This is a genomic window from Vibrio sp., assembly GCF_038138445.1.
Taxonomy (GTDB): domain Bacteria; phylum Pseudomonadota; class Gammaproteobacteria; order Enterobacterales; family Vibrionaceae; genus Vibrio.
The window spans coordinates 1-26,889 of the sequence record NZ_JAYQDQ010000057.1; the positions used below are offsets into that span (position 1 = coordinate 1).

The 26,889-nt window shown below is 42.1% G+C and carries 22 protein-coding genes and 2 pseudogenes; 14 read left to right on the forward strand and 10 right to left on the reverse strand.

Annotated elements, in window-relative coordinates:
* The first annotated feature begins 393 nt into the window (after nucleotides 1-393).
* The 5 genes from AAFM34_RS14275 (at nucleotide 394) to AAFM34_RS14295 (ending at nucleotide 9,503) form a co-directional block, all read left to right on the forward strand.
* On the forward strand, nucleotides 394-1,053 hold the full coding sequence (locus tag AAFM34_RS14275) for an HAD family hydrolase (RefSeq protein ID WP_341663943.1): 660 nt from the start codon (nucleotides 394-396) through the stop codon (nucleotides 1,051-1,053).
* A 166-nt stretch (nucleotides 1,054-1,219) separates the two neighbouring features.
* Nucleotides 1,220-1,684, forward strand: a complete 465-nt coding sequence (gene soxR, locus AAFM34_RS14280; protein WP_341663945.1) for a redox-sensitive transcriptional activator SoxR — start codon at nucleotides 1,220-1,222, stop codon at nucleotides 1,682-1,684.
* A 334-nt stretch (nucleotides 1,685-2,018) separates the two neighbouring features.
* Nucleotides 2,019-7,010, forward strand: coding sequence for a pullulanase-type alpha-1,6-glucosidase (pulA, locus tag AAFM34_RS14285; RefSeq protein WP_341663947.1), 4,992 nt, complete (start codon nucleotides 2,019-2,021; stop codon nucleotides 7,008-7,010).
* 365 nt (nucleotides 7,011-7,375) lie between these two features.
* Nucleotides 7,376-7,801, forward strand: a complete 426-nt coding sequence (locus AAFM34_RS14290; protein ID WP_341663949.1) for a BLUF domain-containing protein — start codon at nucleotides 7,376-7,378, stop codon at nucleotides 7,799-7,801.
* A gap of 10 nt (nucleotides 7,802-7,811) precedes the next feature.
* The gene (locus tag AAFM34_RS14295) at nucleotides 7,812-9,503 is read left to right on the forward strand and encodes a methyl-accepting chemotaxis protein (RefSeq protein ID WP_341663951.1); all 1,692 of its coding nucleotides are present in this window, start codon (nucleotides 7,812-7,814) and stop codon (nucleotides 9,501-9,503) included.
* Nucleotides 9,504-9,523: 20 nt separating this feature from the next.
* On the opposite strand, the gene AAFM34_RS14300 is transcribed toward AAFM34_RS14295, so the two are convergent.
* From AAFM34_RS14300 to AAFM34_RS14310, 3 genes are all read right to left on the reverse strand, one after another.
* Nucleotides 9,524-10,003 carry a peptide-methionine (S)-S-oxide reductase gene (locus AAFM34_RS14300; protein WP_341663988.1) on the reverse strand — a complete coding sequence of 160 codons (480 nt, stop codon included), beginning with the start codon at nucleotides 10,001-10,003 and terminating at the stop codon, nucleotides 9,524-9,526.
* A 168-nt stretch (nucleotides 10,004-10,171) separates the two neighbouring features.
* Nucleotides 10,172-11,170 carry a cytochrome d ubiquinol oxidase subunit II gene (cydB, locus tag AAFM34_RS14305; RefSeq protein ID WP_341663953.1) on the reverse strand — a complete coding sequence of 333 codons (999 nt, stop codon included), beginning with the start codon at nucleotides 11,168-11,170 and terminating at the stop codon, nucleotides 10,172-10,174.
* Nucleotides 11,171-11,174: 4 nt separating this feature from the next.
* Nucleotides 11,175-12,569 carry a cytochrome ubiquinol oxidase subunit I gene (locus AAFM34_RS14310; protein WP_341663955.1) on the reverse strand — a complete coding sequence of 465 codons (1,395 nt, stop codon included), beginning with the start codon at nucleotides 12,567-12,569 and terminating at the stop codon, nucleotides 11,175-11,177.
* Nucleotides 12,570-12,705: 136 nt separating this feature from the next.
* On the opposite strand from AAFM34_RS14310, the gene AAFM34_RS14315 reads away from it, so the two are divergent.
* Complete coding sequence (locus tag AAFM34_RS14315; RefSeq protein WP_341663957.1) at nucleotides 12,706-13,953, forward strand: NADH:ubiquinone reductase (Na(+)-transporting) subunit B; 1,248 nt, start codon at nucleotides 12,706-12,708, stop codon at nucleotides 13,951-13,953.
* Nucleotides 13,954-13,965: 12 nt separating this feature from the next.
* On the opposite strand, the gene AAFM34_RS14320 is transcribed toward AAFM34_RS14315, so the two are convergent.
* Nucleotides 13,966-14,673 carry an SDR family oxidoreductase gene (locus tag AAFM34_RS14320; protein WP_341663959.1) on the reverse strand — a complete coding sequence of 236 codons (708 nt, stop codon included), beginning with the start codon at nucleotides 14,671-14,673 and terminating at the stop codon, nucleotides 13,966-13,968.
* Between the two features lie 217 nt (nucleotides 14,674-14,890).
* Between AAFM34_RS14320 and AAFM34_RS14325 the strand changes: the two genes are divergently transcribed.
* Both AAFM34_RS14325 and AAFM34_RS14330 read left to right on the forward strand, forming a co-directional pair.
* Complete coding sequence (locus AAFM34_RS14325; RefSeq protein ID WP_341663961.1) at nucleotides 14,891-15,886, forward strand: ABC transporter substrate-binding protein; 996 nt, start codon at nucleotides 14,891-14,893, stop codon at nucleotides 15,884-15,886.
* Nucleotides 15,887-15,889: 3 nt separating this feature from the next.
* Nucleotides 15,890-17,233 carry a diguanylate cyclase domain-containing protein gene (locus AAFM34_RS14330; RefSeq protein ID WP_341663963.1) on the forward strand — a complete coding sequence of 448 codons (1,344 nt, stop codon included), beginning with the start codon at nucleotides 15,890-15,892 and terminating at the stop codon, nucleotides 17,231-17,233.
* Here AAFM34_RS14330 and AAFM34_RS14335 read toward each other — a convergent pair.
* Nucleotides 17,230-17,757 carry an NAD(P)H-dependent oxidoreductase gene (locus AAFM34_RS14335; protein ID WP_341663966.1) on the reverse strand — a complete coding sequence of 176 codons (528 nt, stop codon included), beginning with the start codon at nucleotides 17,755-17,757 and terminating at the stop codon, nucleotides 17,230-17,232. The two genes, AAFM34_RS14330 and AAFM34_RS14335, sit on opposite strands and share 4 nt — an antisense overlap.
* A gap of 317 nt (nucleotides 17,758-18,074) precedes the next feature.
* Here AAFM34_RS14335 and AAFM34_RS14340 point away from each other — a divergent pair, with 317 nt between their 5' ends.
* The 3 genes from AAFM34_RS14340 to AAFM34_RS14350 are packed head-to-tail and all read left to right on the forward strand — an operon-like array spanning nucleotide 18,075 to nucleotide 22,300.
* Nucleotides 18,075-19,220, forward strand: a complete 1,146-nt coding sequence (locus AAFM34_RS14340; protein WP_341663968.1) for an efflux RND transporter periplasmic adaptor subunit — start codon at nucleotides 18,075-18,077, stop codon at nucleotides 19,218-19,220.
* Between the two features lie 11 nt (nucleotides 19,221-19,231).
* Nucleotides 19,232-21,916, forward strand: a complete 2,685-nt coding sequence (locus AAFM34_RS14345; RefSeq protein WP_341663970.1) for an efflux RND transporter permease subunit — start codon at nucleotides 19,232-19,234, stop codon at nucleotides 21,914-21,916.
* Between the two features lie 30 nt (nucleotides 21,917-21,946).
* Nucleotides 21,947-22,300 (forward strand): SgrR family transcriptional regulator, encoded by a 354-nt coding sequence (locus AAFM34_RS14350; protein WP_341663972.1) that lies wholly within the window; start codon nucleotides 21,947-21,949, stop codon nucleotides 22,298-22,300.
* Between the two features lie 11 nt (nucleotides 22,301-22,311).
* Here the strand turns inward: AAFM34_RS14350 and AAFM34_RS14355 are convergent, their stop codons facing one another.
* Complete coding sequence (locus AAFM34_RS14355) at nucleotides 22,312-22,671, reverse strand: hypothetical protein (RefSeq protein ID WP_341663975.1); 360 nt, start codon at nucleotides 22,669-22,671, stop codon at nucleotides 22,312-22,314.
* A 62-nt stretch (nucleotides 22,672-22,733) separates the two neighbouring features.
* Nucleotides 22,734-23,003: a hypothetical protein gene (locus tag AAFM34_RS14360; RefSeq protein ID WP_341663977.1), complete on the reverse strand. Its 270-nt coding sequence runs from the start codon at nucleotides 23,001-23,003 to the stop codon at nucleotides 22,734-22,736.
* A gap of 435 nt (nucleotides 23,004-23,438) precedes the next feature.
* Here AAFM34_RS14360 and AAFM34_RS14365 point away from each other — a divergent pair, with 435 nt between their 5' ends.
* Together AAFM34_RS14365 and AAFM34_RS14370 are read left to right on the forward strand one after the other, a co-directional pair.
* Nucleotides 23,439-23,735, forward strand: a complete 297-nt coding sequence (locus tag AAFM34_RS14365) for a hypothetical protein (RefSeq protein ID WP_341663979.1) — start codon at nucleotides 23,439-23,441, stop codon at nucleotides 23,733-23,735.
* A gap of 168 nt (nucleotides 23,736-23,903) precedes the next feature.
* The gene (locus tag AAFM34_RS14370) at nucleotides 23,904-24,476 is read left to right on the forward strand and encodes a YceI family protein (protein WP_341663981.1); all 573 of its coding nucleotides are present in this window, start codon (nucleotides 23,904-23,906) and stop codon (nucleotides 24,474-24,476) included.
* Here the strand turns inward: AAFM34_RS14370 and AAFM34_RS14375 are convergent.
* Nucleotides 24,466-25,374, reverse strand: a complete 909-nt coding sequence (locus AAFM34_RS14375; protein ID WP_341663983.1) for a LysR family transcriptional regulator — start codon at nucleotides 25,372-25,374, stop codon at nucleotides 24,466-24,468. The two genes, AAFM34_RS14370 and AAFM34_RS14375, sit on opposite strands and share 11 nt — an antisense overlap.
* 138 nt (nucleotides 25,375-25,512) lie before the next feature.
* Between AAFM34_RS14375 and AAFM34_RS14380 the strand changes: the two genes are divergently transcribed.
* Nucleotides 25,513-25,995, forward strand: coding sequence for a GNAT family N-acetyltransferase (locus tag AAFM34_RS14380; protein WP_341663985.1), 483 nt, complete (start codon nucleotides 25,513-25,515; stop codon nucleotides 25,993-25,995).
* A gap of 31 nt (nucleotides 25,996-26,026) precedes the next feature.
* Here AAFM34_RS14380 and AAFM34_RS14385 read toward each other — a convergent pair.
* Nucleotides 26,027-26,269, reverse strand: a pseudogene (locus tag AAFM34_RS14385) (LysR substrate-binding domain-containing protein); the annotation flags it as partial.
* A gap of 119 nt (nucleotides 26,270-26,388) precedes the next feature.
* Nucleotides 26,389-26,889, reverse strand: a pseudogene (locus AAFM34_RS14390) (hypothetical protein); the annotation flags it as partial.

Sequence of the window (26,889 nt, forward strand, 5' to 3'; positions counted from 1 at the left end):
TACCTTAACTTGATGATTTTTATCTAAATTATCAGGGGATTCCTCAGTGCTGAGTAAGGAATGTCTTCTGTCCAGTTACACTCGAGGCTCATAGCAAAGGTGGTTCCGATAGGTATGTTTTGAGACACTTCAATGTCTACTTCAAAGAAAAATAAACGTTTCAATCTATATACCAGTTAGCTTTATGAACTGGTTTTAATTATAGTGCCTTAGTCATAGATTTACATTTCAGGTGGGTTATGCCCACTAGCTAAGTAGTCTAGAGCTTAGGATAAGCCTATTAGTGTAATTGTAATGAGGAATCCCAGTTTGAGAGACAATCATTAGAACATATTTTAACCAGAAGAAGTCAATGCTCAATCTTAATCAAACTCAACCCGTGAGAGCTTAATTATGTCCAAACCTTTATACGTTTTTGATATGGATGAAACACTGATTAATGGCGACTGTTCAATGATATGGAACGCGTTTTTGGTCCAGAAAGGTATTGTGAATCAGTCTAACTTTTTAAGTGAAGATAGGCGTTTAATGGATTTATACATTCAGGGCAAAATGAATATGCAAGAGTATTTGGATTTTGCCATGGCACCTTTGTTAAAACTTTCTACTGATGAAGTTGATAACCTGGCTGAAGAGTGTGTAAAGAGCGAGATACTTGGCCGGCAATTTATTCAATCAAAATCACTAATAGAGTCATTGTCAAAAGACAACATTGATATGTTGATGATTTCCGCTAGTGTTACTTTTCTTGTTGCCGCTGTCGGTAAGAAAATTGGGATAACTCATGCTCTTGGCGTTGATTTACAGATCGAAAACAACTGCTACACATCCAGTATTAAGGGTATTCCGAGTTATCGAGAGGGTAAAGTGACGCGCTTGGAGCAATGGTTGGCTTCTAAGGCTGACCCGTTTACGGATGTTCACTTTTATACCGATTCTATTAATGACCTCCCGCTTTGCGAGTTTGCCGATCACGCTTATCTTGTTAATCCATGTCCACAATTAGCTGAGCAGGGGGAACGTTATAATTGGTCTAAGTTGAGCTGGGGGTAATTGTTTGTTTTTGATGTATGGCTTGTTGGAAGTCTGGGTTGATTTTTTAAATTGAAGCTTTCCTCAACGCTATCATAAAGCTGCAAGTTACCTTAAGATATCTCTCCTAAATATTTAGGCTCATTGAACACAATCTATTAGCCATTACTAAAATGGATGATTCAATATGGAAATGACAGTTGGTGAAGTTGCCAAAAGAGCAGGTGTAAAAGTGTCGACATTGCACTTTTATGAGCAAAAAGGTCTGATTACCAGTTGGCGGAATCAAGGTAACCAGCGTCGCTATCACCGGGATGTTCTTCGCAGGTTGGCCGTGATTAAGGCCGCGCAAGAAGTGGGGCTTACTTTAGAAGAAATCAATCAGTCCCTGTCTTTCCTACCCAAACATCATGCACCGTCAAGAGAACAATGGAATCAAATGGCCACAAATTGGCATGATTTGCTAGCACATCGTATTCGCCAGCTTGAAGCGCTTCAAGAGGACTTGGGAAGTTGTATTGGTTGTGGCTGCTTATCGATGAAGTCGTGCGCCATATATAACCCTAAAGACATCAGAGCAGAATCTTTCGAAGGTAAGACCATGCTGACGCATCCCGAGCAATGGTCTGAAACTCAATGTAACAATGAATAATGACCAAGCCTTTTAATAAATAGCAGGTTGAAGATCTAATTTCTTAACATTTGGCGTTTTGTTGCAATCCTACACCCATCGTTACTTTTCCATCATTAATTGTCAGCCTTATCACTATTAGCAGCGCTATTTGGTAATTTTCTGACCTGCTCTAGAGGTGTATGTGTGAGGTGGATTGTATTTTAATTTCTCATCCCCCCATTCTACGCCTTTTTAGCTTCTAGCTAAGGAGGAGAGTATTCACTTTATCAAAATTATAACGTGAGCTTGAAGGTATCTCATTGGGTCGACTGGGGTATCAAATCAATAACGGGAATAATCAGTGGAAAAGTGAATGAAAATAAAGCTAACCAAACTTAATGTATTGACAGCTGCATTTGGATTACTGGCCGGCTATGGCAGTGCACTACAAGCTCAAGCGATCGAAACACATTTGGGCACCAATACTATGCATGCTAATGACAGTTATTTGGTGTCTAACGCGTTATATCGAGAGGCTATTATTTACTATAAACGTGATGACAATAGTTATGACGAGTGGGGGCTACACCTATGGAACAGCAGTTCTTGTGATTCTATCTCTGATGCATTGATTTCTGATATCAACTGGAGTCGTCCATTACTCCCCCAAGATATTGACTCAAACAATGGCGCTCGATTTGTCGTACCACTGAAATCTGATCACAACTCATGCATGAACTTTATTCTTCATAAAGGAGAGGATAAAGCGCTCGGTAATCAAGATTTACAACTTGAGTTTGATAAAGGCAATACGCTTTATACTCAGCATGGAAGTCCAATACTTAACTATTCCCCAGATAATCAGTCAGTGGTCAAACTCGATGGCGCTGCTGCTCATTGGCTTGACCTGAATTCCATTGCTTGGTTCGACCACAGTAAAGCGGTGAGTTATCAGATTTGGAGTAACGAATCTGGATTGAGTGATATTAGTCATCCACAAGATTTCACTAAGTACGACATGGTGGTTGGAGAACTTATTGATAAACCGAAATTTCCCCACCTTAAGGGGCGCACAGGTTTTGAGCTTACTGTCAGTCCAGAGAGTGCCAAAGCGCTACTCAAAACCCAATTGATTGCGGTTGCGCTTGATAAACAAGATAAAGTCATCGCGGCTACGCGGATACAAACTCCGGGTGTGATTGATGACTTATATACCTCGGGCGAAAATGATGCTGACGAGGCAAGATTGGGCAGTTGGATGGATGAAAATGGCGCCAACTTTGCGTTGTGGGCGCCAACGGCTCAGAAAGTCGAATTGCACCTGTACGATAAAGCTAAGGCGCCTTTATCGGGTTCGCCCTATACTTTGCAACTTGATACTTCGACGGGCATTTGGCATTTTCAAGGCGAAGCTTCACTGAGAAATGTGTTTTACCGCTACCAAGTAACCGCCATTCACCCTCAAACAGACCAGGTTGAGTCTATGATGGTGACAGACCCATATTCACTGTCACTAAGCACTTCCAGCCGCTATTCCCAGCTTGTTGACTTAAATGATGCAGAAACCAAACCTGATGATTGGGACAGTCATAGTGCGCCAGAGCTTGCCAACCCAGAAGATAATATTGTTTACGAACTTCATGTTCGTGATTTTAGCGCGAGCGATAAGCAAGGAGAAAAAATCAATAATGGCAAGTATCTCGCGTTTCTTGAAGATGAGCGAGAGAGTGTTAAGCATCTGATGTCGCTCAAAAATGCAGGTCTGACGACGGTTCACCTCTTGCCCACTTATGATCTTGCCTCAATACCTGAAGAGCCAGAAAAGACATTAAGCCTGACCGATTCCGTTGAAAAGCTCTGTGGTATTAATCCTCAAGCAAACTTATGTGCCACCAATACTCCTCGTCATTTATCGATTTTGTCGTTATTGGAAAAAACTGATCCTAACAGTGGTGAAGCGCAGGCATTGCTAGCGGATATTCGCCCTATAGATGGCTTCAACTGGGGCTATGATCCTTTTCATTACAGTGTTCCAGAAGGCAGTTATGCGGTCGCCAGTGATGGCATTTCGCGTATTCGAGAGTATCGTCAAATGATACAAAAACTTCATCAGATGGGCTTTAGAGTCGTTCAAGATGTGGTGTATAACCACACTTATGCCTCTGGAGTGTCTGATCATTCTGTACTCGATAAAGTGGTGCCTGGATATTATCATCGCCTCAATCCGATTACCGGTGCGGTTGAGAATTCAACCTGCTGCGACAATACGGCCTCAGAGCAACGTATGTTTGAGAAGTTAGTCGCTGACAGTGTTGAAATGTGGGCGAAACACTACAAAGTAGACGGGTTTAGGTTTGACTTGATGGGGCACTTGATGAAGTCGAGTATCCTAAATGTCTACGAGCAAACCAAGCAGGTTGACCACGATACTTGGTTTTATGGAGAAGGGTGGAATTTTGGTGAAGTTGCCAATGGTCAACGAGGAGAAAACGCCACGCAGTGGCCAATGGCGGGCACAGGCATTGGCACCTATAACGATCGCTTGCGTGATGGTGTGCGTGGTGGAGGCCCTTTTGATAGTGGGGATGCGCTTCTTCAAACTCCGGGTTTTGCAAATGCAGGCAATCGATTTAGTGATGAATTAAAGTCGAAGACAGATTTGATTCGTTACGGCATGGCGGGTAATTTGCAAAATTATCCATTAGAAACATTCAGCGGTGCTATGGTGAATGGGCGGGACTTTCTTTATGGCGGCCAAGGGGCAGCCTATACGCTCGACCCTCAAGAGTCGATTAACTACGTCTCAAAGCATGATAACCAAACCTTGTGGGATTTCAATCAATACAAAGCCGATGCATGGGTAAGTTCTGCGGAGCGAGCACGCATGCAAATTGTTGGCTTATCCACAGTTATACTTGGTCAAGGTATCCCATTTATCCATATGGGTTCTGAACTGCTGCGTTCTAAGTCGATGGAGCGTGACAGCTACGACAGTGGTGATTGGTACAATAAAGTTGATTTTACAAAACAAACCAATAACTGGAATGTGGGCTTGCCTCGTGCTGATAAAGATATCGCAAATTGGGATGCCATCCGCTCTGTCATATCTAATCCCAATACCTTTGCTCAGCCACAAGATATCATTTGGACTGACCAAATCTTTAAAGAATTGCTTCAGATCCGCTCAGACTCACCTTTGCTGCGCTTAGTCAATGAAGAACAAGTTTTACAACGCGTGCAATTTCACAATACTGGGCCTGATGCGCTTGCTGGCATGATTGTTATGTCGGTCAATGATGGGATAAGTGCAGGAGAAGATATAGATAGCAATGTCGATGCTTTGGTTGTTGCGATTAATGCCAATACTTCTGAGCAAACCATTTCGATTCAGGGTGCCAAGGATTTTCAACTTCACCCTGTTCTCGTCAATTCTTATGACTTATCGGTCAGACAAGCCAAGTTTGAGGGCAGCTCTTTCACCATTCTACCTCTTAGCGCTGCGGTATTTGTTCAGGTACAAAAAGGTGCTCAAGGACTAGGTTTGGTCGTGGACTCAAGTTCTGAACCTGCTCCTTTTGGTAACACCAAAGTGTTTTTGAGAGGTTCGATGAACGATTGGCAAGCCAATAGCGAGCTCATCTATCAAGGTGATGGTGTTTATGATGTTGAAGCCTATCTAACACCAGGTGTCTACGAATTTAAGTTTGCTTCATCAGACTGGGAGCAAGTCGACCTCGGTTTTGATGAGCTAACGAATTTGCATGATTCTATTGGATTTGTAAGAGGCGAAAATGGCAACATCAAAGTCATCATAAACAACCAAGGAGTGCATAAGTTTAGGCTTGATGCATCTCGGCAAAATACACTTACAGCCTCTGTTCAGTACACTAACCTTGATTACGCCTGCTATCAAGATGATAACCAAGCTTGTAATCTGAGGATCTACCAAGTCATGGTGGAGTCTTTTGTCGATGGTGATCCGCAACATGGTTATGGTGTTGGTTATGGCAACTCACATCATAATGGTGATCTGCAAGGTGTGATTGATAGCTTAGATTATATCGCCAATCTCAATGTGAATGCCTTATGGTTAACGCCTGTATTTGATTCTTGTGCTGGACAAGCAGGGGACGATCGATTGGATGCAACGGGTTACTTCCCTTGTGACTATTTTAATGTCGACCCTAAATTTGGTACCAATGATAAGTTAAGAGAGCTTATCGACAAAGCGCATGCAAGAGGTTTATATGTTTTCTTGGATGGTGTCTTTGGTCATTCTAACCTAACGGGTGTGAAACCTTCTCCCACTGGAAAATTACCGCATTTAAAACTCGAACAAGGATACCCTGGTCACTATGTTATCTATCCAGATATGGCAAGTCAGGACTTTTTTACTGAAGTTGCAACGTATTGGATAAAAGAATACGGCATCGATGGCTGGAGGCTCGACCAATCCTATCAACTTCCGTTAGACACTTGGCGTGATATCCGCTTGGCAGTTGAGCAAGCATCGATGGAGAATCAACAAGCGGGCAAGCAATGGGGAACCTTAGGTTATATGGTGGGTGAAGTCTGGAGCGGTGCCGAAGATATCACGGCAACCACTTATGACAGTGATGCCGAGCCAGGACTGTCATCGGCATTTAACTTTCCTTTGCGTTATGGACTTGTTCAAGCGCTCGCGGTTGAGGAGTCGGGCCAAAAGGGCAGTGCAAGAGCCTTAGATGCGATATGGAATAGTCGAGCTAAATCTCCTTACCATGCGATGCCTAATCTTATGTTAGGCAACCATGATTTGGTTCGCTTTGGTGATCTTATCCAGCGAGGAAATCTGGGGGGGTATACAAAACGGCACAAAGCAGCATTGAGTTTTCTTGCTGCGTATTCGGGGCCAATCACGATTTATTATGGTGACGAAATTGGCGATGAAGTAACAGGCTTTGCCAAACAAATTGTTCAGGACTGTGCCTCGCAAGGTCTTTGTGATGACCATGTATCACGCTCTAGTGCCAAGATTGAAGGTGTGACAGACTCAGAGCTAACACCTGAGCAACAAGAAATAAAACAGTATGTTACCGAGCTAATGCGCCTGCGCAGCCAGCATCCTGCCTTATATGCTGGAAAGCGTCGAAACCTTTGGCTAGATGATAATATTTATGCGGATCTTAAAGTTTATGGTGACGAGCAAATACTATATGTGATGAATACGTCTACCTCTGATCAAACCTTGTCATTGGATGTCAGTCACTTTAAACCCACCCATGCTCTTAGAGATCTTATCGATGATGAGCTACTTACTGTAACAGAGGGTAGTGCTCAAGTTGGGATACCAGCGTTAAGTGGTCGTTTTTTAGTGGTAGAGTAGGGACTATTCAACGAATCTAAGACTAGATTTTCTCTATCTAACTCGGAATTTATCGCATGTTGCATTTGCACTATGCGATTTTTTTGCGATTTGCAATGGCCTATATGCATTCAATGGTATCTTTTGGCTGAAGTTACTGATTTTAGTATCAACATGGGCGTATTTCTTTTGGCACGTATCTTGTAAATTGTCATTGGTGTTCTGGAGTGGCTCTTATGAGAGCAAGTGGTATGTGATGCACTTCTCTCTTCCCAAACGCACAAAAAAAATGGCTTAAAAGTGCGTACGACGGACCGAGCAACCAGCATGTAGTAGAACAACGATAAGCCGAACATGTTTGTGATCATCCAAGGAGTGGAGGCGACATGAATTTGATAGAGTTCGTCTATGTCAGCAAAGCGGGGAAACGGCTCAACCAAGATGAATTGGAAGGCATACTTTCAAAAGCCCGCAAAAACAATACAGATACCGACATCACAGGCCTGCGACTTTACGATGGCTATGGCACTTTCATTCAAGTATTAGAAGGCCCTGAGCCAGCGGTTGAAAACCTGTTCGAAAAAGTCCAACTAGACTCCCGCCATACTAATATCAACCGAATCGGGTTTCACCACTTTAAGAAAAGAAGTTTTCCAGATTGGAAAATGGGTTTTCGCGTACTCGACCAAGATCTCGAATCATCACTCTCCGGCTACAGCGATTTTATGAATCACAGAGGTGAGGTGCAGTACCTTGTCGAGCACTCAAGTTTCGCCATGCAGATGATCCACTATTTTGTGAAAAAAGATTAGGAGAACTCCCATGCTTTCACATTTTAAAATTGCTCACAAAGTCTACTTATTGGGGTTCTTTCTTCTAGGGGCGATCCTTGTAATGGGCGGTTTTGCACTGAATCAAATGAACAAGATTGGTAATGAGCTCATCGATATCGCTGAAAGAGACATACCGCTTACTAAATCGCTCACATTACTCACTGAGCATCAGCTAGAGCAAGCCATTTACTTTGAGCGAGCCTTGATCAAGGCGATTCGAGTTGAACAAGGGCTTGCGCCAAAAAATACATATGAGGAGGCGAGAGGTAAGGTTGAAAAGCTCACCCTAAAAGTTGAAAAAGAAATTGTAGAGGTTGAAAACTTTATTGCTAATTCCATTCCCAAGCTTCATGATCCAAAGGCCAAAGCCAAATTCGAGGCTAAGTTAGCAGAACTAAAAAAAGTCGAAGATTCCTACCATTCGCTGGTCGATGAAGTGAAAAAGACTATGCTGCTGGGCTATCAAGGCAAGATTGATGAAATGCTCGAGTTTTCAAAGAAAGTTGAGAAGCATGAGGACGAAATAGACACCTCCTTAATCAAAATTCTCGACGATGTTCAGAGTTTTACGTTAGCGAGTGCATTGAAGGCGGAAGAAGATGAGAAATTTGCCATCAAATGGATGACAGTGATCGCTATTGTATCGATTGTGTTTGGGATTGGGATGCCCATTTGGATTGCGAGAGCGATAAGAAACCCGATCGTTGCATTAATTGGAAGGTTGCAGCAAGTAGCCAATGGTGACGGCGACTTAACGATTAGGCTTGATTCCAGCGCTAAAGATGAGACAGGGTCGGTGGCAAGCGCCTTTAATACATTTCTGGGTGTGCTTACAGGAACGATTCATGTCATGACCTCAAAGGCAGAAGATTTAGGCAAATCGTCAGAGTCTGCATTAGGCGCGATGCAAAGAACTCTAGCCAATGTCGAAAAGCAGCACAGAGACATTGAGCAGGTTGCAACCGCAATCAACGAAATGAATGCGACAACACAAGAAGTGGCCAATAGCACGGCCAATGCTTCGGCGGTAACCGATGCGGTTAAAAAGCATGTAATAGAGGGCCAGAGAGAATCTCAAGAAATTCAGAAGATCATAGAAGAGCTGACCAACGAAGTGACAACGTCATCCGGTGTTATCGAAAATCTCGTCTCGGAGACCAACAACATTGGGACGGTTCTTGAGTCTATTCAGGGTATCGCGGAGCAAACTAACTTACTGGCACTCAATGCGGCGATAGAAGCGGCGCGAGCGGGGGATACTGGTCGAGGCTTTGCTGTGGTTGCTGATGAAGTTCGCTCATTAGCACAACGCACTCAAGATGCGACGGTTGATATTCAGCAGTTGGTTGAAACCTTGCAGTCTGAGGCGAAAAATGCTGTTACCAGTATGCAAAAAGGAACCAGCACGGCTCAGCTTTGTCTAGAGAAAAGTACTCAATCAGTCAACACATTCCAGTTGGCGGCAGAGTCCGTTAACGAAATCGCTGGATTAAATGTTCAGATAGCAACGGCTGCTGAAGAACAAGCGGTTGTGGTTAGAGACTTAGATGCCAACTTAACCAACATTAAATCTTTGTCTGAAGAAACGGCTGAAGACTCAAGGAGTACAGCGACAGCAAGCGAATCCATTGCTAAGAACGTGATTGAACTCCACCAAAACTTGAATAAATTCCAAGTGTAGGTAGCGACGTGGCAACAACCCTAGGGTTCGACTTTGTACTTATGAAGTAGTGACAAAGGAAGATGGCAGTAATCGTGGGGATAATTGGTGAGGCGATCCTGATGTTCAGGATCGCTTTTTACGTAATTGGTCAAAGGTAAAACCTCAACAGCAATAGTGTGACTCTTGGGGTGCTGGTCAATAAAGAGTTTGGCTTTTTCTAGATGCTGATTGCTTTGGCTGTAGATACCTGTGCGGTATTTTAATCCTATATCTTGCCCTTGCTGATTAATGCTGTATGGGTCAATGATCTCGAAAAACTGCGTCATAAGTCGTTCTATATTGGTTACCTCTGGATCAAATTGAGTCCTGACACATTCTGCGTAGCCATCATAGTCTCCTTTAGTATCCTTGCGAACACCATTTGCTCGCCCAGCTTCAGTCGACACAACGCCGGGTAAATGGCGAATAAATTCTTGAACACCCCATAGGCAGCCGCCAGCAAAGTAAATTTCTTCTATAGAGGGTTGTTTCATGATTATCGGTTTTAGATTAGATCAAGGAGATGCTATTTATACCAGATTTATTTTCCTATGCCATACCCAACGCGACTTTAATCGCAAAGGATAGAAGCCCGAGCAGGGCCACACTGGATATCCAAATAAAAATAAACCATGTCAGTTTTTTCATTAGTGGTAATGCTCCCCATGTTTCATCTTACCTCTGAAGACCCAGTAGGTATAGGCGCTGTATGCCATGATGAGAGGAAGGAGAAAAACAGTCCCAGCAAGCAAAAACTTCAGGCTTTCATCCGGCGCGGCGGCTTGGCTGTAGGTAAGACTAAAGGGAATGAGGTAGGGGAAAGTGCTTACCCCGAAGCCTGTTGCCGCCAGCACGAACAGAGCAATACCACAGAGGTAGGCTTTGAGGGCTTTGTGATTTTGTAAAGAGACATAGAGCTGCTTGATAAACCAAGCAGAAAGCGCTGGGATGCATAGCAGGACAAGCGTATTTGGGAAACTGAACCAACGATCGAAGATCAAGCCATTTTGCAGAGGCAACCAAATGCTGACGATGGCGATGCAAGCGACCATTCCAACGCCTGCACGCTTCGCAATCATTTCATAACGCTCTGTAAGATCATTGGGTAGCTTCATCATAAGCCAGCATGACCCAAGTAAAACGTAGGCAAACACAAGGGCGAGAGAACAAAATAAACTAAATGGGCTTAACCAATCAAACCAATCGCCTGAGTACGCTCTACCTTCCATTTCAATGCCTTGCAATAGGGCGCCAAGCATAATGCCTTGCATTAACGTTGCAGTCAGGGAGCCGACAAAAAAAGCAGTGTCCCATAGAAACTTGCCTTTTTTGGTTTTAAACCGATATTCAAAAGAGACGCCACGAAGAATCAACCCCAGCAACATGAGAATCAGTGGTGCATATAAGGCTGGCATGACGACCGAGTATGCAAGTGGAAACACGGCAAACAGACCGCCTCCACCGAGCACCAACCATGTCTCGTTACCATCCCACACAGGAGCAATGCTGTTCATCATCATGTCTCGCTCAATCTCACTATGAGCACTGGGAAACAGAATACCAATACCTAGATCAAATCCGTCAAGGATAACGTAGATGAGGACAGCGAGCCCAATCAATGCATACCAAACAAGCGCATAATCCATAGTGCTATCCTCGTGTTACATGGTTGGAATGGGTGGCTGGAGGCACCTCGGTCCCGTCGGGTAGACGGCTATCGAGAGCCTGTTCGTAACGAGTAGGCGATTTTCGCATTAATCTCAGCAAATAGAATATTCCAGCGCCGAAAACTAGGAAGTACACGACGATGAAAGCGGTTAAGGATACACTAATCGCGGTTGCGTCAATCGGCGACGCCGACTCTGCTGTTGTCAGTAGCCCATACACGGTAAAGGGCTGACGACCTACTTCTGTGGTTATCCAACCTGCTAGAACAGCAACAAAGCCGGCAGGTCCAAACACTATGCATAATTTGTGGAACCAAGGTGTTTCATAAAGCTTGCTCTTGTACCTCAAGTAGAGGCTACAGGCTCCAATGAACAACATGCCAAAGCCAATCCCAACCATGGTTCTGAAACTCCAAAAAACAATACTTACCGGGGGATGCTCATTGTCAGGAAAAGCGTCGAGACCTTTAACTTCGCCATTCCATTCATGAGTAAGAATTAAGCTACCTAGATGAGGGATTTCGAGTTTGTAGTCGACGGTTTTTGTCTCGTCATTGGGTAGACCAAATAAAATGAGTGGGGCACTTTTGTGACTTTCATAATGTCCCTCCATTGCCGCGACTTTTGCTGGTTGATGCTCCAATGTGTTTAGGCCATGCATGTCTCCTGCGATAATTTGTAGTGGTGTTACGATCGCTGCCATCCACATTGCCATGGAAAACATGGTGCGTGCCAGTGGATTGTGTGGTGCTGACAAAAGGTGATAAGCACCGACAGCGGCCACGACAAAAGCGGTAGTAAGATACGCTGCTAGTAGCATGTGTACCAACCGATAAGGAAACGATGGATTGAAAACAATCTCGAACCAGTTTTCGGGAACAAACTGTCCTGCTTCGTTAATGGAGAAGCCTGCTGGTGTTTGCATCCAACTGTTGACGGATAATATCCAAAATGCAGACAAAAAAGTGCCAAAGGCAACAATGCAAGTTGACATAAAGTGCAGCTTTTTACCCACTCGCTCCATACCAAACAGCATCACCCCCAGAAAACCCGCTTCAAGGAAAAATGCGGTGAATACCTCATAACCCATCAAAGGTCCAAGAATAGGGCCAGTCTTATCGGCAAAGACACTCCAGTTAGTACCAAATTGGTAGCTGAGAACAATCCCGCTAACTACTCCCATACCAAAGCTTACTGCAAATATCTTGATCCAGTATTTGTACAGTTGGATATACTTCTCTTTACCCGTTTTAAGCCAAAGGCCTTCGAGTACAGCTAAATAACTTGCTAGCCCGATAGTGAATGCTGGGAATATGATGTGAAAGGAAACAGTGAAAGCGAACTGAAATCGCGCTAAGTCTACGGCTAATGTGTCCATGATCATTTCCTGCTTATGATTCACTCATTAATACGATGCTCTTATAGTGAATGGTCAACCCTGAGTAAAATTTTTATTGCTCTTATTACCCGTTCGAATCGTAACAAACTATATCTGGTTGATAGGAAGTACGAATATGAGCTTGAAATCCAAAGTTGAGGCCGTGGCTCCGACGTTTGAGCCAGGCGGGAAATATGAGAAGTTTTATCCAATATATGAGGCTGTTGCCACTATTCTATATACCCCCGGAATGGTGAACAAAGGTGCGACACATGTAAGAGACAGTATTGATCTCAAACGTATTATGATTTTTGTTTGGTTAGCTACTTTCCCCACCATGTTCTGGGGGATGTACAATATCGGCAACCAATCTGTCTTGGCGATGATGAGCCAATATTCGCCTCAACAACTCGAATCAGTCGTCTCAGAGAGCTGGCGTTTAGCTACAGTGTTCGGCAGCTATCAGGGGTTAATAGAAGCCGGTTGGGGCAGTAAAATGTTGCTGGGGGCCCTATATTTCTTACCCATTTATGCGACTGTGTTTGTGGTAGGAGGGTTTTGGGAAATATTGTTCGCGGTTGTGCGTAAACATGAGATTAATGAAGGCTTTTTTGTTAGCTCAGTATTATTTGCGCTGATTCTCCCGCCTACCATTCCATTGTGGCAGGCCGCTTTAGGTATTACTTTCGGTATTGTGGTTGCCAAAGAGATTTTTGGCGGCACAGGGCGTAACTTCTTGAATCCAGCGTTAGCTGGCCGTGCCTTTTTGTACTTTGCCTATCCTGCCAATATGTCTGGTGGAGGAGTTTGGGTTGCTGCGGATGGCTACTCTGGCGCAACACCATTAAGTCAGTGGTATGAAGGAGGCTCGAGTAATCTCATCAATAATATGACGGGTGAAGCCATTAGCTGGAACGATGCGTTTTTAGGGAATTTACCAGGTTCGATGGGGGAAGGGTCCACGCTTCTTATCATGCTTGGGGGCCTACTCTTGATAGGGATGCGTATCGCGTCGTGGAGAATTGTTGGCGGTGTGATTATTGGACTTGCGGTCGGTTCCACATTACTCAATATGATAGGCTCTGACACAAACCCCATGTTCTCTATGCCGTTTTACTGGCATTTCGTCTTGGGCGGGGTAGCTTTCGGCACCTTCTTTATGGCGACTGATCCTGTCTCTGCTGCCTACACCAATTCAGGTAAATGGGCATACGGAATTTTGATTGGGCTGATGGCAATAGCAATTCGTGTGTTGAATCCAGCCTACCCAGAGGGGATTATGCTTGCCATCTTGTTTGCTAATTTGTTTGCTCCTTTGTTCGATTTTATCTCCAAAGAAGCGAATGCTAAGAGAAGACGCCGGAGGGTTGGTCGTCTCGGATAATTTACCGCCTGATCACCAAGGCAGCGTTTGTCCATCGTAGGATAAAAAGCTGCCAGTGATTTCAGGGTCAGCCTTTTCGACAATGTGTAAAATATCTGATGCGACTTTATCTGGTGTAAACAGTTTACCGTCAGGAACGTTGGCCTGAAAAGGCTTTGATAATGGCGTGTCGGTAGTACCCGGGTGAATAGATAAAATGCAAGCTTTTGGCATACGTCTTGACCATTCAATACTGATATTTTTGATGAGCATATTGAGTGCTGCTTTTGATGAACGATAGCTGTACCAACCTCCTAATCTGTTGTCTTCTATACTTCCTACTTTAGCGGATATGGTGACGAAACGTGGGTGGCTACTTGCTTTTAAACATGCTGAAAAGTGTTTTGCGATTAATAGGGTTGGCAATGTATTGACTTTGATATTTTCTAAGAAAAACTCCGATTGGCAAGATTGAATGTTTTTCTCTGGGCCATTGCTCGTTGTATGCAAAAGACCAATCGCATTGATTATCCAGTCAATCGATGATAACTGAGCGGCCAGCTCACTAATTTCATCTTCAGAAGTGATGTCAACATTATGCCATATGATGTCATCAGAAAGATCGTTGCGTTTGTGTGCACGATAGGTTGCGTGAAGCTCGATTTCTGGGCTGTGGTTTAGTAACTGCTTACATAGTGAATGGCCAATACCGCCATTACCACCAAAAATAAGTACTCTCATAGGTTTTCTTATGTCGCTGTATTTTCGAAAGAACAGCATAAAAACATAGTGAATTCTTGTCTGTGATGATGTTCGTGTTGTTTTGTGTGATTCGATTCACGCAAACAAGAATCCGTTATACAGAAATCTATAAAAACGAACCTTGTCACCAAAGATCCTCGATCCATACACTAGGGTTATATGAATGTTTTTGATATTAACCTAATGGAGTCAATCTATGTCATTGATTCGGAGAAGTTATGTGGCGGTGCTGCTCTGTCTTGTGATAACTGGAGCCGCCATTTGGGGCGTCAATCAGCACAATATGCAAAGCAATATTGAAGTTCCCGAAGTGAAGATCGCTGTATCTTTAACGCCATTAGCATCTCCTTTCTTGATCGCGGAGCAACTTGGTCTATTTGAAAAGCAAGGACTTAACGTGTCGCTTTTTCCATGTGCAAGTAGTATGGCTTGTACTCAACTTATGTTAAATCGTGATGTTGAATACGCAACGGCTTCTGACTCTGTTGTCATGTTCCAAAGCTTTAAGCAGAGTAGTTTAACATTGCTAGTAAGTTTTGTTGAATCAGATAATGACTTAAAACTCTTGGCGCTTAGTCCTTCTAACATCAGCGAAGTAAGCCAATTAGAGGGTAAGAGAGTTGGGGTAGTTAAAGGAAGTGCGAGTGAATTTTATTTCGACTCTGTGCTTATTGCTAATAACCACAAAGCGTTAGATGTCGAGAAAGTATATTTGCAACCTCATGAACTTGTTCCTGCGCTCTTGTCGTTTCGTATTGACGCCATTTCAGCCTGGGAGCCGATGGGATACAAAGCGGATCTACAGTCAACCTCAACCGTCAAGAACCTTGGTACATTGGGTATATACCAGCATTCGTTTAATTTGCTCTCTACTACACCTTACTTAGAGTTTGCAGGTCAAGAGCCTGTGTACCTACTTAAAGCTCTTGATGAGGCAGTGGAGTGGATCAATGCGTATCCCGATGAAGCATCAAGGTTAATAGCAAAAAGACTTAATATCCCACTAAATCAGGTTAAATGGTCTTGGGAAGACTATGTTTTTCGCTTGTCTTTGGGGAATTCATTACTTTCAAACCTCCAGCTTCAGGCCAGATGGGCGCAAGCAGAAGGTTTAGTAGGAGATGAGCAACCTGACTTTAGGGGACTCCTTTTTACACAACCATACCAACAAATTGTTGCTTTGAGAGACTAAGCTATGTTGAATTCTCTGTATAAAAAGCTATTTGTCTTGTCAACAACTACGTTAATGCTGACCTTGTTTATTATTGTCTCTTTTACCCGCGTAGCTGCTGAGCAAAAAGAAACTAAAGTAGAGCTTGATCAAATAATTGATCTTCAGCTTTCTGTAGATTTACTTAGAAGTCAGTTATGGTTTTATCTCCAATTTGGTGACGAGATGAGCTTGAATCAGGTTGAATTAGCTCAAACAGATCTTGCTACTAAGCTGGAAAAATACAGAAAAGACAATGATTATCTGGGTAACATACAAAGGATGAACCATAGCCTGAGCTCACTCCTTACCAAAGAAATAAGAAGCTATACTATCGAGTCGGATAGGTTAGACGAGCAGGTTTCAGAGAGTGTCAATTCTAGAGGTTTTTTCCACTCTAGATACAATATGATAGTGCAGAATATGACGGAAGAGCTGGCGTATGTCCATCAGTCGGTATTGAATCGTAATGCCGATAATGTTCACAATGTCATGATTTATGCCGCTGCGTGGCTAATCGTTTGTTCAATTCTGGTCAGTATGACAGCTTGGCTAATTTCCTTTCGTTTCAGGTCGGGTGTTGAAGCGATGAAAAGAGCCATTATGGACTTAGCTGATGGAAATCTAAGCTCTAAAGTTGAAATGGTGAGTATGGATGCTGAGTTTCGAAGAATGGCCAGCTTTTTTAACGAAATGACAGTAACTCTCCGTGACACTACAGTGACCAAGCAAGAGTTAGAAGATGAAGTGAAGCGTCAGACCAAGCAATTGATGCATAAACAAGAGCAATTGATCTTTCTTTCTGAACACGATCCACTAACTAATTTAATGAACCGTCGAGCATTCGATAAAGCATTAGAAAGTGCTATCGTCAAAGCAAACCGAAGTAACTGCAAGCTGGCGCTGTTTTTCATCGATCTCGATGAATTTAAGTCAGTAAATGATACTTACGGTCATGATGCTGGTGATGCTATTTTAGTCGAAGTGTCTAAGCGTATTCTTACCGCCATTAGAGAGTCTGATTTTGCGTGCCGTCTTGGCGGAGACGAATTTGTTGTATGTTTAGACTTACTTCATGACTTTGATATTGTGTCAGAAAAGTCAAAGCAGTTGCTAGAAGCTATTAGCCTTCCGCTTGAGTTTAACGGTCATAAATTAAAGGTTGGCGCGAGTATTGGGGTAAGTTACTTCCCTGATCATACAAGAAACAAGGAAGTATTAGTCAATTTGGCAGATGAGGCTATGTACCGTGCTAAGCAAATCGTTGGGTCTGCTTGTTATGATGGCCAAGAATCAGAGACTAAAAGGTTACCTCGCCAATACGGTTAACCTCGATGATGTAAGGGAGTGGCATTGTTTAATGCGTTATTAAACCGCTCTATTTCATTATCATCTATGCTGTAGCCATTTCGAGTACAGGCATGAAGTGTTGCAACGTAACTGATTTTATTATACGCGAAAAATTCACTAAAAAATGCCCGAAATACCGGACACATTCTGCGATTTCCTGAGCTAGAAACCACAAACCCTCGTTTTGTTTTGAACACTTGATGCTGACTCTTCAATTTAGGTGATTCACTAAGTTCTGTCATACGATCAATTAGGTTTTTCATTGGTGCAGTCACGGCATACCAATATACCGGAGAAGCAAAGACGATATTGTCAGCGTCACTGATTCTGTTAAGTAAGTTGTAAAAGTCGTCATTGGGGTACTGGTTATCATATCGGTAGGGGGTGATGTCTAACTCATCGATATGGATCACTTCGCATTGGTGTTCGGCATGAATTTTGTCGACAGTTTTTGCTGTATTACCATCTTTGTTCGCGCTTGAGAATAGAATGATAGTCTTCATTTTTTTCCTTAATGTGTACTGGGGAAACCACTCTAAAAGCTCAACCATACTTTAGGTCAATGCTAAATTTCTAATTGCTGTGTGTATTAGTAAATGACTTTGGCGGATTGGGTAAGTAATCGCGAGTTTGATGCTCGACGCTGCATTATAACTTATGATTTTACTGAACTTTTTGCGTCATAACTTTCATATTTGCTAGCTATGTCATTAAAAAACATAGCAAATATCCATATGTAAAATTATTCATATACTATTGTTGTCGAAATTGTATTTTGTGCGTATAAAAATTATTCTCTATGTTATAAAAAGGATTGTATATGAGAGTTAAGCTGTTACGTTGGTATCTGCCCATTATGATATTGTCAGGGGCATATGGAGGTTATGTTGCACTCTCTTCTGGAAATGCAGAAGTGTTAGAAACAGAACCCGCCAAAGTACCAGTCACTGTGAAGGTTTCTCATCTACGTTCCGGAGATCATAATGTAGTCATCACTAGTCATGGTGAGGTATTACCTGTTGAAGTGACTCAGCTTTCTGCGCAAGTATCGGGTGAAGTTATAAGCTGGCACACAAACTTTGTCGCAGGGGGAGTGGTTAAAAAAGGTGAGGTATTGTTTTCTATCGAGAGTGAAAACTACTACGCTGCTGTTTTGCAGGCAGAAGCTGACCTCGCTACGGCTCAAGCGGCTTTGATAGAAGAAAAAGCCAAAGCTGAAGTTGCAAAGCGTCAAGCTAAAAATGTTCCTTCTAATCAAGTTACCGATCTCTATTTGCGTAAACCCCAAGTTCTTAGTGCGCAAGCTCAGGTAAAGTCGGCTTTAGCCTCGCTCAAAAGAGCAAAGAGAGATCTTGATAATTGTCGAGTGCTTGCACCCTATGACGCGCTAGTGGTAGAGCGCGATATAGGCGTAGGACAGTATATTACAGCTGGTACCCGTGTCGCGCTCATAAATAATATTGAATCAGCGGAAATTCATATTCCGATCGCTGGCTTTGATAGCGTATTTTTGCCCGAAGATTACTCGGGGGTTATTGCTAAAGTGATTCAGAAAGGGGTGGTCAATATTGAGCGTGAGGGAATCATTAAGAGAGATTTGGGTGTCATTGATAGCGCGACGCGTATGACCAGTTTGGTGATCAATGTGGATGACCCTTACGCATTATCTCCCAATGTGCCGTCTCTTAAATTTGGTTCTTATGTTGAAGTAACTTTTATCGGTAAGACTTTAAAACACATTTATCGCCTACCTCAAGAATTAGTAAATAACCGCCAGGTGTGGATTGTTAATGAGAATGACGAGCTCGAGCCTAGGACTGTTAATGTATTAAGGGCAGAACAGGAGTTTATGTTAATAAATGAAGGCTTGAAAGATAATGATCGTCTTGTTCTGACCGTGCCAGAATATCCACAAAAGGGAACTCGTGTACAGCTAAGTACCCTTGATAACCAGTCAAAAGATTAAGGCATGTAGGTATGGATGATTTAAAACCTAAAGGCATAATAACATATTTTGCACACAACCCAGTGGCCGCTAACTTGCTGATGATGTTTGTTTTAATTGTGGGTACAGTGAGTTTTATCTTTATTCAAAGACAAATGTTTCCCAATCTTGAAGTCAACTACATTAATGTGCAAGTTCAGTACCCTGGAGCCTCACCTCAGGAAATTGAAGAAAGTATTTTAATAAAAATAGAAGAGTCTTTAAAAAACGTATCTGGCATCAAACAAGCGATAACGACAGTTTATCGTGGTAGCGGCTCTATAGAACTCGAAATCGATGTGGACCAGAAAATAGAGGATGTTCTAGATAAGGTGCAACAAAAAGTCGATTCGATCTCTAGTTTTCCAGTTGGTATGGAGCCGATTCAAGTTTATCAATATGAATTTCAACAGGATGTTATTCAGATCGTTCTGGCTGGTGATAGGTCACTTTTAGAACTCAAACCCATAGCTAAACAGATTGAAGATGAACTATTGCAACTCAACAATGTATCTTTGGTTGAGCTCAGTGCACCAGAATATGAAATTGGTATCGAAGTCGAACCTGAGATGTTGCGTAAGTATAATTTAACGCTGATGGATATTAGTACCGCTATTCAACAATACTCAGCGAATTATTCAGCAGGTGAAGTCAGAACTGATGGTGGATTCATCTCTGTCAGGATTGAAAACCAATACTACAGTGGTGATGAATTTCGAGATATTCCAGTTAAGATAGGAACTAATGGTGGAAAAGTCTTGCTTCAAGACGTCGCTATGATTAAGGATGGATTTACAGAAGACGAGCGTTACTTTAAGTACTCGGGAGAAAATGCAATTTACCTTTCTGTGAATGCCACAAAAGATCAAAATATGGTGACAGTTGCGGAAACAGTTAAAGCTTATATAGATCAAAAAAATCCCCAACTTCCAGCCGATATCAAAATAAAAACACTAGTTGATATGACGTACTATTTAAATGCGCGTCTGGATATGATGTTAAAGAATCTACTTCAGGGTGCAGTACTTGTTGCTCTGATGCTTAGGTTGTTCCTTCGTGTCAAACTTGCAATGTGGGTCATGATCGGTTTGCCTGTTTGCTTCTTAGGCGCGGTTATGCTGATGCCAGTGGTGGGTGTCAGTATCAATATTGTTTCTTTGTTTGCCTTTATAATGGTACTTGGCATTGTGGTCGATGATGCTATTGTCATAGGTGAAAGTGCATATACTGAGATAGAGAAACAAGGGAGCGGTATTGATAGCGTGGTACGCGGCACATTGAGGGTTGCGACACCGGCAACATTTGGAGTTCTGACAACGATTGCAGTTTTTGCACCTTTCCTTATGTCAAAAGGTATTGAAAGTGCGTTCTTTTTTGGTATTGCCGCCATTGTTATTCTTTGCTTGATTTTTAGTTTGATTGAATCAAAGTTAATCCTGCCAGCACATTTAGCTCACTCAACGTTTAAACCAATTGAAAAAGGTAGTTGGCGCTACAGGTTTAACCAAGGATTTTTTAATTTTGTTAATGGCCCATATCGCCGTTTGGTTGTCTATTGTACTTATTGGCGTTGGAGTGTACTGGCAAGCTTTATTGCTCTATTGGCAGTGAGTATTGCGTTAGTGATGGGTAATTATGTCCGAATTATTCCATCTCCCAAAGTTCCTCATGACTTTCCTACTATCAAACTTATCATGAATGATAATGTGTCAAGTGAGCAGACGATTCAAGCACTCAAAGTTATTGAAACTACGGTACTTAACATAGATCAAAAAATTGAGCAGCAAACAGGGCAAAAAATGATTCGCGATATACTCACATTTAATCAGGGGCGAAAAGAAGGTCTATTGGTTATTGCTCTCGTTGATGAAGAAAAGCGCCCTTTTAATACTTTTGAACTAGCTCGTCGCTGGCGTGAAGCAATACCCAATATACCGGGTAAGAAAACGCTCACGGTATCTGATAATGTTAATGATAGTGATAAAGGAGATGAATTTGGCTTCTTGTTGTATGGTTCTGATATAGAGACACTTAATGCAGCCGGACGCTCCTTGATTTTGGCACTAAACCAGCAAGATGGTCTATTCGATATTTCTTCATCGATGGACACTGGAAGTAAAGAAATACTGCTTTCACTTAAGCCTATTGCTTATGATTTGGGTATTAATTTATCAGATATTGGCACTCAGGTAGGCGTGAGTTTCTATGGTGGAGAAGCACAGCGCATGATCAGAGAAGGTGAAGAAGTCAAAGTAATGGTTCGTTATCCTCAACTGACACGAAAGGCGTTCGCGTCACTGCGCTACGCACTGATCACGACCCCCGATGGACAAAAGGTAATGTTAGGAGATGTGGTTGACATAGTTCAGCAGCCTGGAGTGAGTAGCATTCGTCGTGAAGGTGGTTTTCGTAGTGTATATGTCTATGGTTCGATTGATGAAGAGCTTGTTGAACCCGATGAGGTTGTCGATAGAGTCAATGAATCAATTCTACCCAACATTTTGTCACAATATAGTGGCGTCAAAAGCCAGCTTGGTGGCTCAATCGAAGAGCAGCAAGCGCAGCAGGACGAGCAAATTATTTTCTTTGTCGCGGGTATGATCATTGTTTATATCCTACTTGCTGTCCCGCTCAAGAGTTTTTTGTCTAGCTTGCTTGTTTTATGTAGAGAGCACTAAGTACCAACTTTTATTTTATAGAGGAAAACTATGGCAGAAAGTAATATTCGCCGCCTCAATCAGCTTTTAAAGGCTTATAAGTGCCATAATACTTATAATGTGCTGGTTGAAGATTTGGCTGTGGCATTAGCTTCTTCGAGGCGTAATGTCGCATTGATTATAAAGCGTTTAGTCGCTTTAGGCTGGATTGAGTGGAAACCAGCGGTTGGCCGCGGTCAGACCAGCGTACTGAGGATTCAAACATCAATCGATGAGGCACTATACCAGACCATGGTGGAGCAACTTCAGGATGACCGCTTTGATCTTATTTCCAAATTAATTGAGCAACATCGTGAAGTGGCTGTGAGAGCATTGACTCGTGCAATGGGGCTTGAATGTGTGTAGGACCTGAAGGGTTAGAACCAGCGCCTAGCATATTCACCGTTAAGCTGCATCACCGTATCAAAAACGGGTGTGTGACGGATAAATTGTGTGTAAAGCTGTTCTCTATATTCAAGTTGGTCTTTATCATTGAGCTGGCTGTAGTGCAAAAGAGCGCTCTCAGCGGCTTGGCAATCAGGTGCGAAAGTTTCACTGAGTGCTGCAATAACCGCTTTTGCTTGGTTCGACTCCAGTGCAAACGAAATCTCCTTTGCTTTCTTGATTAATGCTTGTGCAACCGCATGCTTCTCTGCCTGCTCAACTTTGAACTTTAGCTCATCCTTGTCATAAGTCAGTCCAATTTGGTCAAGTTTTTCGGTTAGTTCTTTATACATAACATTGCCTGAATAAAAATATAATATTAGGACTGGAATCAACCAGTATTATTGAGAGCTATTTAGTCCTCAGACGAATAGCTTTGAGTGAGCTTTTCCAACAGAGCATCAGAGACCTGGATATGTAACACTTGATACTCTTTGGTGGTTTTTAAGGCTTGAATCAGCCCCCAAGATTGATTGGCATAGATCGCTGACAGCATTGCTCCTATATTATTATCATGTCCTGGGCACATAATAGCGGCTACCATACAGGCGATTACGTTGTCATCGGTTACGTTAAATTCGAGTAACTTTGCGCAGCGAATTACTTCTTCAATGCGTGTAATCATACCTTCTAGCTCTCCTTTACCAACTCATGGTCATCCACAGAAATGATGTAAGGTAAAGATACACTCACAAATATTCTGTAAATAAGCACAAACTATATTTTCTAAGGGTACAAGAATTAATTATTTTAAATAATGAAATAAATCTATGTGTATTTTCATTATTTTCTGGTTTTTTTTAAGGTTATTTCAAGGCGTATACTGGAGTATGGCTTTCCTTCTAGAGGCCCTACTTTAATAAGAATTAGTCTAATTGAAGTAGTATCTTGTTTATGATCTACAGGATCACAAAAGTTCAGATAGGTTTATTACCTGTAATGGTCTGTTTTTTGGCATTATTCGCCCCCCAATATTCCATGCTCGTTTTTTAAGATACCGTGTTGTTGCATTTAGAGCATCTGACATATTTTAGCTAGCGAGTTGTAAGTAGGAGTGCCCATGATTACTTTTGAACTGAATGACATTAACGCAATGTTATCCTTGTTAGGCGATATGTGTCGTACTAATGAGGTAAGTTTAAGATATGAAAATCGCCTTTTTCCTGTCGAAGTGGCTCAAACTGTGGTGACTGATTTTGAGCAATCCGGTCAACTTCAATCAATTGAGACACATTATCATGTCTTACTGCGCTCGGGTATTACCTTGGTCTTCCCCTTGTCCTCAGGCAAACCGGTGACGACAGCTCATGTAATAGAAACACTAGACTCTATTGCTCCAATGCCTACCTACTTGTAGGAGAGAAAGGGAACTCATTGAAGGTTACATGAACTTGATGAGTTTCGTTTACACCCCTGTATTAATATTTTAAAAATTTACTTGTATTGTATTTGTGGCAAAAGCTTTTGCATAACTTAATACATACCAAGTAAATACATCCTTGTTCTACACATATGGTAAATAATAATGAAAAAAACACTGACTTCATTGAGCATTGTCTGTGCCTTGTTTTCAAGCACATTATTGGCAAATGACAATTATGATCTTGACACTGAACTTTCCTCTGTGGGTTTTGCTACCATCAAAAAACAGTTTGTTGTCGAGTCGGCAACGATAGATACACTTTCGGGTACACTAGCCTCTGATGGAAAATTTGATATATCTATTGACCTTAAAGGCATTGATACAGGGGTCCAGATTCGCAACACTCGTTTGAATGAAGTCTTTTTTGAGTCGTCTAAATTCCCTAATGTGACTGTTTCCGGTAATGTAAACTGGTCTGAGTTAGAGGAAGGCTCTCATAAAATGACGATGCCAGCAGAGGTGACATTATTTGGCAATACTAAGACCATCAACTTTCCTATTATTGTGTTGAAAACTGATGATATTGTGATGGTAAGTTCTAGTGCTCCAGTGATTATTAGTGCGAGTGATTTCGGTATCCCTAGCGACAACCTAACTAAATTGGCTGCATTGGTCGGCGGTATTAAAATTTCCGATAAAGTGCCATTGACATTGAACCTAACGTTCAAAAAGTAATAATGTGAGGCTTGGTAATTCTCCCCACTAACCATTCTATTCTTGGATCATTATTCCGCGTTTTATGCCAATACAGTTTCACTTGATAGTTAGGTACTTCAAATGGGAGTGGGGATATTTTTATCGATAACTGCTGAGCAATATGGTCAGCGTATTTTTTGGGTATTGCTAGCAAATATTGACTATCAATCACAAACATCGGTGCGGATAGTACGCTGGGTGTTTTGATTGCGACTTTTCTCTTCTTTCTGAGCTTGGATAAGGTGATATCAAGGATCCCTTTTGCTTCGTTCCAAGGCGTTACCACAACGTGGCAATAGCTGAGAAATTTTTCCACACTTAGTTCGTTTTGATATGGGTGCTCTTGGTGATGTAAACACACATAGTGGTCGTCGAACCATACTTGATTATTGATACTTTCAAAGCTTTCAATTTCATGTGCAAACCCGCACACTAAATCAAACTGACTTTCTCGTAAAGCAATCTCTGGCAGCCTTTCTTCAAGATTAAGCAATTCAATTTTGATGTTTGGGTAATCATGACTGAGTTTTGAGATAAAATCGCGCATACACCAACTAGTGTAGTCTGTAACCGCTATCTTAAATGTATGTTCGGCGTTTGGGTCGAAGGTCGAGTAGGAGGTAATGCCTTCTTCAATTAAGCTTACCCCTTGCATGAGTCTGTCTGCTATTGCTTTAGCGTATTCGGTCGGCTGCATTGTGTTTCCAATACGTACAAACAAATCATCGTTCAATCGTTCGCGCAATCTTTGTAGTGCATGACTGCATGCAGATTGGCTCAAATTTAGGGTGTCGGCGGTCTCTCTCACTGACTGTGTTTTATATAAAACAACAAAGAGATGGATGAGATTCAAGTCGATAGAGGATAGTGAAGTCATGTCTGCTATGCATCAGCCTTGTGCAAAAAGTGCATTTCTTTCATGTATAAAGAGAGGTTACACTAGTTCTAATGCCTGTCAATGTAATCACGATCACAAAAGGCGGGTGTTATCTAGTTATATGTAAAAAGGACGCAAATGAAAACTATCACAATTAGAGAAGCGTGCATCGAAGACGCCCCATTGATTCTTCAGTTCATCATTGATTTGGCCATTTATGAAAAAGCTCAGCATGAGGTAAAAACATCGCTTGCAGAATTAGAAGAGAGCTTATTTTCAAAGGACTCCACGGCTCATGCACTGATTTGTTTAGTCGATGAAAAACCCGTAGGCTTTGCTGTTTATTTCTACAATTTCTCAACATGGTTGGGGAAAAATGGCCTTTATTTAGAGGATTTATATGTCTCATCTGATCATCGTAATCTGGGAGCGGGGAAGGCAATTCTAAAACATTTGGCAAACTTGGCTTTGGAAAAAAACTGTGAGCGATTTGAGTGGTCAGTGCTTGATTGGAATCAGCCTGCAATCGATTTCTATCATTCTGTTGGTGCGAAAGCTCAAGATGAATGGATAAAATATCGACTCAGTGGAGACAGGCTAAAAGAGTTTGCAATAAGCTAGTATAATTTGATTTGTTAGCCCAAGCTTTATGTCATTCGCTTGGGCTCGTTGGCAACTGAGTCTTTAACCATTGAGTAAAGGCGGCGTTTTTAGGCCTGTGTTGCTGTCCATTTAAACAGATCAAATCATAACTTAGCTCAGCGTTAACGTGGTTAAACGGTGTGACTAATTCCCCTTTGTCCAAACTAGACTTGATGAGGGATAACCGCCCCATACCCAATCCCATGCCATTCTTTGCGGCGATCATTGCCATATCTGCATGGTTAAATAGGTAGAAGCAAACCGAGATCATATGCCTCAGCTTATCTAAATACCTATTACGAAAAAGGTCCTTGTAATCAAGGACCTTTTATTATTATCTATTGTAATTAACCTTCCGAGATATTACTGAGCCTAAGACTTATTGGGGTAAGAAAAAACGTCATTATTGTTTTGTGAATTGCCGGTCTGAGTTTCTACTACGTCCCAGTGTTCGACAATCAGTCCATCACTATTAAAACGGAAGATATCAATATACCCCGTACCTAAATCGTCTTTTTTATTCAAGTCTATTTGTTTTGAATGGACCAAGACCATATCGCCCATGGCAATAGTTTTTGCTATTTGTGTACTGTATTTAGCGTCATTTTTATGCAGGTAATCAAGATAGCCAAGTAGTGCGTCTTTCCCGTCGGGTACTTCTGGGTTGTGCTGTATATAGGTTTCATTAGAGATATACTTTTTGACCGCAATTTTATTGGCCGGACTATCAAAGCTTTTAAGGATTGAGATCGCTCTTTTCCTATTACGCTCAATATCTTGAGTGCTATCGTATATATTCGCGTCAGGGCCTTGGTACATAGTCCTGAGGGATCCCCTCATAAATCCGCCAGTGCATAGCCATCTTTTAAGAGC

What these genes read in the sequence shown, in the direction of transcription:
- pulA (WP_341663947.1), top strand. Translation starts at nt 2,019, where the DNA reads ATGAAAATAAAGCTAACCAAACTTAATGTATTGACAGCTGCATTTGGA.
- AAFM34_RS14320 (WP_341663959.1), bottom strand. Translation starts at nt 14,673, where the DNA reads ATGAGAGTACTTATTTTTGGTGGTAATGGCGGTATTGGCCATTCACTA.
- AAFM34_RS14295 (WP_341663951.1), top strand. Translation starts at nt 7,812, where the DNA reads ATGCTTTCACATTTTAAAATTGCTCACAAAGTCTACTTATTGGGGTTC.
- cydB (WP_341663953.1), bottom strand. Translation starts at nt 11,170, where the DNA reads ATGGATTATGCGCTTGTTTGGTATGCATTGATTGGGCTCGCTGTCCTC.
- AAFM34_RS14325 (WP_341663961.1), top strand. Translation starts at nt 14,891, where the DNA reads ATGTCATTGATTCGGAGAAGTTATGTGGCGGTGCTGCTCTGTCTTGTG.
- AAFM34_RS14340 (WP_341663968.1), top strand. Translation starts at nt 18,075, where the DNA reads ATGAGAGTTAAGCTGTTACGTTGGTATCTGCCCATTATGATATTGTCA.
- AAFM34_RS14365 (WP_341663979.1), top strand. Translation starts at nt 23,439, where the DNA reads ATGATTACTTTTGAACTGAATGACATTAACGCAATGTTATCCTTGTTA.
- AAFM34_RS14355 (WP_341663975.1), bottom strand. Translation starts at nt 22,671, where the DNA reads ATGTATAAAGAACTAACCGAAAAACTTGACCAAATTGGACTGACTTAT.
- AAFM34_RS14370 (WP_341663981.1), top strand. Translation starts at nt 23,904, where the DNA reads ATGAAAAAAACACTGACTTCATTGAGCATTGTCTGTGCCTTGTTTTCA.
- AAFM34_RS14380 (WP_341663985.1), top strand. Translation starts at nt 25,513, where the DNA reads ATGAAAACTATCACAATTAGAGAAGCGTGCATCGAAGACGCCCCATTG.
- AAFM34_RS14375 (WP_341663983.1), bottom strand. Translation starts at nt 25,374, where the DNA reads ATGACTTCACTATCCTCTATCGACTTGAATCTCATCCATCTCTTTGTT.
- AAFM34_RS14315 (WP_341663957.1), top strand. Translation starts at nt 12,706, where the DNA reads ATGAGCTTGAAATCCAAAGTTGAGGCCGTGGCTCCGACGTTTGAGCCA.
- AAFM34_RS14330 (WP_341663963.1), top strand. Translation starts at nt 15,890, where the DNA reads ATGTTGAATTCTCTGTATAAAAAGCTATTTGTCTTGTCAACAACTACG.
- AAFM34_RS14345 (WP_341663970.1), top strand. Translation starts at nt 19,232, where the DNA reads ATGGATGATTTAAAACCTAAAGGCATAATAACATATTTTGCACACAAC.
- soxR (WP_341663945.1), top strand. Translation starts at nt 1,220, where the DNA reads ATGGAAATGACAGTTGGTGAAGTTGCCAAAAGAGCAGGTGTAAAAGTG.
- AAFM34_RS14290 (WP_341663949.1), top strand. Translation starts at nt 7,376, where the DNA reads ATGAATTTGATAGAGTTCGTCTATGTCAGCAAAGCGGGGAAACGGCTC.
- AAFM34_RS14275 (WP_341663943.1), top strand. Translation starts at nt 394, where the DNA reads ATGTCCAAACCTTTATACGTTTTTGATATGGATGAAACACTGATTAAT.
- AAFM34_RS14350 (WP_341663972.1), top strand. Translation starts at nt 21,947, where the DNA reads ATGGCAGAAAGTAATATTCGCCGCCTCAATCAGCTTTTAAAGGCTTAT.
- AAFM34_RS14360 (WP_341663977.1), bottom strand. Translation starts at nt 23,003, where the DNA reads ATGATTACACGCATTGAAGAAGTAATTCGCTGCGCAAAGTTACTCGAA.
- AAFM34_RS14335 (WP_341663966.1), bottom strand. Translation starts at nt 17,757, where the DNA reads ATGAAGACTATCATTCTATTCTCAAGCGCGAACAAAGATGGTAATACA.
- AAFM34_RS14310 (WP_341663955.1), bottom strand. Translation starts at nt 12,569, where the DNA reads ATGGACACATTAGCCGTAGACTTAGCGCGATTTCAGTTCGCTTTCACT.